The 6587-nt window shown below is 75.0% G+C and carries 5 protein-coding genes; 2 read left to right on the top strand and 3 right to left on the bottom strand.

Going from position 1 to position 6587, the window contains the following annotated elements:
* Positions 1-46 precede the first annotated feature (46 nt).
* On the bottom strand, positions 47-1105 hold the full coding sequence (gene trpD / locus ACFCX4_RS33660; protein WP_376150832.1) for an anthranilate phosphoribosyltransferase: 1059 nt from the start codon (positions 1103-1105) through the stop codon (positions 47-49).
* 177 nt (positions 1106-1282) lie between these two features.
* Here trpD and ACFCX4_RS33655 point away from each other — a divergent pair, with 177 nt between their 5' ends.
* The gene (locus ACFCX4_RS33655) at positions 1283-2677 is read left to right on the top strand and encodes a PLP-dependent aminotransferase family protein (RefSeq protein ID WP_376150830.1); all 1395 of its coding nucleotides are present in this window, start codon (positions 1283-1285) and stop codon (positions 2675-2677) included.
* Here the strand turns inward: ACFCX4_RS33655 and ACFCX4_RS33650 are convergent.
* On the bottom strand, positions 2664-3296 hold the full coding sequence (locus tag ACFCX4_RS33650) for an anthranilate synthase component II (RefSeq protein WP_376150828.1): 633 nt from the start codon (positions 3294-3296) through the stop codon (positions 2664-2666). The two genes, ACFCX4_RS33655 and ACFCX4_RS33650, sit on opposite strands and share 14 nt — an antisense overlap.
* Positions 3296-4828, bottom strand: coding sequence for an anthranilate synthase component I family protein (locus ACFCX4_RS33645; protein WP_376150826.1), 1533 nt, complete (start codon positions 4826-4828; stop codon positions 3296-3298). The genes ACFCX4_RS33650 and ACFCX4_RS33645 overlap by 1 nt, the downstream gene beginning before the upstream one ends.
* Before the next feature lie 267 nt (positions 4829-5095).
* Between ACFCX4_RS33645 and ACFCX4_RS33640 the strand changes: the two genes are divergently transcribed.
* A complete protein-coding gene (locus tag ACFCX4_RS33640; protein WP_376150824.1) occupies positions 5096-6448 on the top strand; it encodes a class II 3-deoxy-7-phosphoheptulonate synthase in 1353 nt (450 codons plus the stop codon).
* The last annotated feature ends 139 nt before the right edge of the window (positions 6449-6587 follow it).

Genomic DNA, 6587 nt, shown 5'->3' with positions numbered 1-6587 from the left:
CCCGGACACCGGGCGGTGCGCCGGGCCCCCGGAGGGCCCGGCCGGCTCAGCGCTCCGCGGCCCGCTTCCCGGTGACGGCGGCCCAGCGCTCCAGCACGGCGGCGGCGGCACCCGAGTCGACGGCCTCGCCCGCCCGGCGCATCCCGTCCGCGAGGCGCTCGGTCAGCGGGGCGGCCGAGGGCCGCAGCGCCGCCAGCCCCGCCGCGGCCGACAGCAGCACCGCGTCCCGCACCGGGCCCCGCGCCCCGTCCAGGAGCTCGCGGGCCACCCGGGCGTTGAACGCGCGGTCGCCGCCGCGCAGGTCGTCGCGGTGCGCCGGGGCGAGGCCGAGGTCACGGGGGTCGAGGACCTCCTCCGTGGCCTCCCCGCCGTGCACCGTCCACACCCGGGACGTCGTCGTCACCGTCAGCTCGTCCATGCCGTCGTCGCCGCGGAAGACCAGGGCGGACACCCCGCGCCGGGCCAGCACCCCGGCGACCAGCGGCAGCGCCCGGGCGGAGGCCACCCCGACGGCCTGCGCGGTGGGGGCGGCGGGATTGGTCAGCGGGCCGAGCAGGTTGAACACGGTGCGCACGCCCAGCTCGCGGCGGGCGGCGGCGGCGTGCCGCAGCGCCGGGTGGAAGAGGGGGGCGAAGCAGAACGTGATGCCGGCCTCGTCGGCGACCTCGGCCACCTCGTGGGCCGGCAGGTCGAGCACCACGCCCAGCTCCTCCAGCACGTCCGCGGAACCGCAGGTGGAGGACGCCGAGCGGTTGCCGTGCTTGATCACCCGAGCCCCGGCGCCCGCAGCGACGACCGCCGACATGGTGGAGATGTTGACGCTGTGCGAGCCGTCGCCGCCGGTCCCCACGATGTCCAGCGTCGGACCCGTCACCGGCAGCGGCAGCGCGTGCCGGAGCATCGCCCGGCTCAGGCCCTCCACCTCGTCGACGGTCTCGCCCTTGGCCCGCAGCGCGATCAGCAGACCGGACAGCGCCGCCGGGCCGGTCGTGCCCGACATGATCCGCTCCATGGCCCAGTCGGTGTCGTCGGACGTGAGATCGCCACCGGCGAGCAGGGTTTCGAGCAGGGAGGGCCAGTCGCGAACGTTCGGCCGTGCGGTCACGGGAATTCTCCTCGTCGGCACCGGAAGCGTGTCGAGGCCCAGTGTGTGCGGGCCGCGGGCGTTCATACAGACCAATCCCCGGGTGAAAGAACGGTCCAATTCCCCCCGGCCGGACCGGTGAACTCCCCGGTGAATTGCGGGGCGGTCGGGAAAGCCGTGCACCGGAAAGGAGGAATCATGCCCCTGCACCTGGCGGTGGACATCTCCAGGGAGCACGGTGAATCACTCACCGCGCAGATCCAGCGCTTCATCAAACGGGAGATCCGGCAGGGGACCCTGCACCCGGGCACCCGGCTGCCGGCCACCCGGCGGCTCGCCGAGGACCTCGGCGTCTCCCGCAGCGTGGTCGTCGAGGCCTACGCGCAGCTCACCGCGGAGGGCTTCCTGGAGGCCGCGCGCGGCGCCGGAACCCGGGTGACGGGCCACCTCTCCCGGGAGGCGGTGGTGCCGGCGCTGCTGGACGAGGGCCCGGTGCCCGCCGTCCGCTGGGACCTGCGCCCCGGCGGCCACAACGCCCCCGGGGTGCCCCGCCGGGAGTGGCTGACGGCCTACCAGCGGGTGCTGCAGGCCCCGCGGCCGCGCGGCACCTCCTACCCGTCGCTGGCCGGGGTGCCCGAGCTGCGCGTCGAACTCGCCTGCCACCTCGGCCGGCTGCGCGGGGTGCGGGCCGCACCCGGCACCGTCCTGGTGGTGGGCGGATTCGCGCAGGCCCTGGCCCTGCTGTGCGCCGCGCTGCCCGCGGCCGGCATCACGGAACTGGCCGTGGAGGACCCCTGCCACCCGGGCCAGCGCTGCTTCGTCCAGGACAGCGGCATGGGCGTGGTGCCCGTCCCGGTGGACGAGGAGGGGATCGACGTCGACGCGCTCGCGGCGACCGGGGTCCGGGCCGTCCTCGTCACCCCGTCCCACCAGTTCCCGACCGGCGCGGTGCTCTCCGCCCGGCGCCGGGAGGCGCTCGTCCGGTGGGCCCGCGCGGTCGACGGCTGGGTGATCGAGGACGACTACGACGGCGGCCTCTGGTACGACGACCGGCTCGCCCGCCCGCTCGCCCTGCAGCGGCTGGACCCCGACCGGGTGATCTACGCGGGCACCGCCAGCAAGCTCCTCGACCCCGGGCTGCGGCTGGGCTGGCTCGCCGCCCCCGAGGAACTGCTGCGCCGGCTGCTGCGGGTCCGCGCCGGACACGACCTCGGCACCGACGCGTTCACCCAGCTCACCCTCGCCGAACTGCTGCGCAGCGGGCTCTTCGACCGGCACCTGCGCAGGCTCACCGAACGGACCGCCGCCCGGCGCCGGGCCCTGGAGGAGGCCGTGGGGGCCCGGCTGCCCGGTGCGGCCGTCCTCGGGGCCGGTGCCGGACTGCACGCCTACGTCAGGCTGCCGCCCGGCACCGACGAGGCGGCGCTGGTCGCCGGCGCGCTGCGCCGCGGGGTCCTGCTGCGGGGCGGCGCGGCCTTCGGCGCCGTGCCGCGCCGGGAGGCGCCCGCCCTGGTCGTGGGACACGCCCACCTCCCGCTGTCCGGGGTGGCCGAGGCGCTGCGGGAGCTGGGCGAGGTCCTCAGCCCGCGCTGACCGCCACCCCGCCCGCCGCCACCCCGCCCGCAGGCGCTCCCGCCGCCGGGCTCCCGGCCGTCGCGAGGAAGTTCTCGAAGAGGCGCAGTCCGCCCGTGGTCATGATGCTCTCCGGGTGGAACTGCACCCCGGCCACCGGCAGCGAGCGGTGCCGCAGCGCCATCACGTAGCCGTGGTCGACGCTGACCGCGGTCGTCACCAGCGGCTCGGGCAGCGGCTCGGCGACCACCAGCGAGTGGTAGCGGGTGGCCTCCAGGGTGTTGCCCAGCCCTTCGAACAGGCCGGCGCCGTCGTGCCGCACCACACTGGTGCGGCCGTGCATCACCTGGTCGGCCACCTCGATCCGGCCGCCGTGGGCCAGCGCGATCGCCTGGTGGCCCAGGCACACCCCGAGCAGGGGCACGCTGCCCGCGAACCGGTGGACGAGCTCCACGTGGCCGGAGTCGGCCGGGTGGCCGGGGCCGGGTCCGAGGACGACGGCGTCCGGGGCCAGCTCCGCCAGCTCGTCCGGGGTCCTGGTCCGCGACCGCACCACCTCGGTGTCGGCGCCCAGGGTGCGCAGGTACTGGTCGATGATGTGCACGAAGCTGTCGTAGGCGTCGATCAGCAGGACCTTCATCACAGCAGCTCTCCTCCGGTGAGGGCCCAGTAGGCGGCCCCCATCTTGGCCAGGGTCTCGCGCCACTCCGCCGCGGGATCGGACAGGGCCACCAGGCCGGCCGAACTCTGGGTGGAGTAGCCGGTGCCGTCGTACTCGATCGTGCGGATGCACAGGGCCAGCTCGCTCCAGCCGCGCACGTCCAGCAGGCCCACCGCGCCCGCGTAGCCGCCCCGCGGCTCGCGCTCCAGGCCGTCGACGATCTCCATGGCGCGGATCTTGGGTGCGCCGGTCATGGTGCCGGCGGGGAAGGTGGCCCGGACCGCGTCCCACGCGGTGATCCCGTCGGCGAGGCGGCCCCGCACGGTGGAGACCAGGTGGAAGACGTGGGAGTAGGCCTCCACCTCCATCAGCTCCTCCACGGGGAGGGTGCCCGGGACGCAGACCCGGCCGATGTCGTTGCGGCACAGGTCCACGAGCATGATGTGCTCGGCCTGCTCCTTGGTGCTCTCCCGCATCTCCTTGACGCGCTGCTCGTTCTCGCCGTCGTCCGCGCCGCGCGGGGTGGTGCCCGCGATGGGGCGCATGGTGATCCCGCCGTCCTCGATGCGGAAGAACAGCTCGGGGCTCGCCCCGATCAGCAGCGAGTCGCCGCGCGGCGCCAGGTACATGTACGGCGAGGGGTTGCGGGCCCGCAGCCGCCGGTAGACCTCCTCCGGCGTCAGGGCGGAGCGCACGTCGATGCGGTGGCCGACCTGGATCTGGTAGATGTCCCCGACCCGGATGTGCTCCAGGCAGCGCTCCGCCCAGTCCAGGAACGTCGCCCGGTCCACGCTGTCGCTCACCCGCAGCGGCACCGGCGCCTCCGGCACGGGGGCCGCGCCCTCCCGCCGGGCCGCGCGCTCCGCGGGCCCGTGCACCCCCGGGTCCTGACGGGCGATGAACTCCTCGCTGTCCGCCCGCAGGGCGCTGACCGTGCCGTCGGTGCGGTCGTACCAGACCGTGTGACGGAACAGCGTGAGCGTGATGTCCGGGCCCCGCGGCGCCTTGGTCCGCTCGGCGAGGTCCTCCATGTGCCAGGTGGACTCGTAGGCCAGGCTGGTCAGGAAGCCGAAGGAGAAGCTGTGCGGGGACAGGTCGGTGTGCACCTCGAACAGGCCGCCGCGGGCCGCCTCCAGGAACGCCCACAGCTGCTCGGACCGCTCGGCCCGCAGTGCGGCGGCGATCCCCCGCCCGGCGTCCGCCGCCGGGGCGGTGCCCGCCGTCAGCCCCAGGGCGCGGCCGTGCGCCAGCAGCGCGCGGACCAGCGCCGGCTCGCCCGAGAGCCGGACGGTCACCGCGTGCGGGCCGTCGGAGTGGACCCGCAGGTCCAGCAGCCGCCCGCAGCCGAGCACGGCCCGGTCCGGGTCCCGTCCGGTGCCGGAGGCGTTCTCCAGGAGGTAGAGGTCGTCGGCCGGGTGGGTGCGGCGCAGTTCCTCGTAGAGGTCGAGCGGGTCGTGCGCCGGAAGTCCGGACGCGCTGACGCGTACGTGAATCGGTGTGCTGCGCGCCATCACGTGATCCCCCTCGGTTCTCGCCCTGTTCACGATTGTCCGCCGGCTCCGCGCAATTCGGTCCGGCGGAACGGGCGGGTGGTGCCGGGAACAGCGAATCAGAGGCGCCGAAGGTGCGGCCAGACCAATTCCGTCGCGTGCGGCCGGTCCAAGCGGGCCCGGGCTTGACGGGAAAAGCCCCGAGGAATTGAAGTTGGTGTGCCACGGCTGAGGGAGGCCGGTGTGAAAGTCTCCGGAAATGACCGAAGCGACATCGGAGGGACCGCGATGAGCCCGGACCACACCCCCGCAGCGCCCGGCGTACGGGAGGCCGCCGCGCCGGCGGCCGACCAGCAGCCCGACTGGCCCGACCCGGCACGGCTGCGGGAGGTCACCGGACGGCTGGAGCAGGCGGCCCCGCTGGTGTTCGCGGCGGAGTGCGAGGCGCTGCGCTCCCGGCTCGGCGCCGTCGCCCGGGGCGAGGCGCTGCTGCTGCAGGGCGGCGACTGCGCGGAGACGTTCGCCGGTGCCACGCCGGAGTCGGTCGACGGCAAGCTGCGCACCCTGCTGCAGATGGCGGTCGTCCTGATGCACGGCGCGTCGCTGCCGGTGGTCAAACTGGGCCGGATGGCGGGCCAGTTCGCCAAGCCACGCTCCCAGCCGTTCGAGCAGCGCGGCGCCACCCGGCTGCCCGTCTACCGGGGCGACGCGGTCAACGGCGCCGCGTTCACCGAGGAGGAGCGCACCCCCGACCCGGCGCGCATGCTGCGCATGTACGAGGTGTCGGCGACGACCCTGAACCTGGTGCGCGCCCTGACCTCCGGCGGCTTCGCCGACCTGGTCCAGGTGCACGAGTGGAACCGGGCCTTCGTCGCCGCCTCGCCCAGCGGGCAGCGCTACGAGCGGCTCGCCGACGAGATCGACCGGGCCCTGGCCTTCCTGCGCGCGTGCGGCGGCGACACCCGCAGGTTCGCCGGCACCGACTTCTACGTCAGCCACGAGGGCCTGCTCCTGGACTACGAGCGGCCGCTCACCCGCACCGACCCCACGACCGGGAAGCGGTACGCCACCAGCGGGCACCTGCTGTGGATCGGGGAGCGCACCCGCCGGATCGACGGGCCCCACATCGAGTACTTCGCGGGGATCGCCAACCCGATCGCCGTCAAGCTCGGCCCGACCGCGACCGCGGACACCGTGCTGCGGTACGTCGACCGCCTGGACCCCGACCGCGAGCCCGGGCGGCTGACGTTCATCGTGCGGATGGGCGCGGACCGGGTGCGGGACCAGCTGCCGCTGCTGGTGGAGAAGGTCGCCACCGAGGAGGCGCCGGTGTGCTGGGTGAGCGACCCGATGCACGGCAACACCTTCGTCACCGACACCGGCCACAAGACCCGGCACGTCGACCGGATCGCCGACGAGCTCAGCGGGTTCGTCGAGGTGCACCGGGCCCTGGGCACGCACCCCGGGGGCGTCCACCTGGAGCTCACCGGCGACGACGTGACCGAGTGCCTGGGCGGAAGCACCGCCGTCGAGCAGGACTCGTTGTCCCGGCGGTACGAGACGGCCTGCGACCCGCGGCTGAACCACTCGCAGGCGCTCGACCTGGCCTTCATGCTCGCCGAGTACTACCGCGACCACTGACCCGACGGGCCCGCGGGCCCGGGCCGGCCACCGGCCGGACGGGTCCGCCGACCGGTCGTGCCCGCCGACCCGCCGCACGGGCCGACCGGCCGTGCCCGGCCCTGTCTCGTATAAACAAAAGACGCGGCCGACGAAGGTA

This window comes from Kitasatospora sp. NPDC056327 (assembly GCF_042261735.1).
GTDB lineage: Bacteria > Actinomycetota > Actinomycetes > Streptomycetales > Streptomycetaceae > Kitasatospora.
The sequence above is the reverse complement of the archived record's forward strand: the minus strand, read 5'-3'. Positions and strand labels throughout refer to the sequence as shown.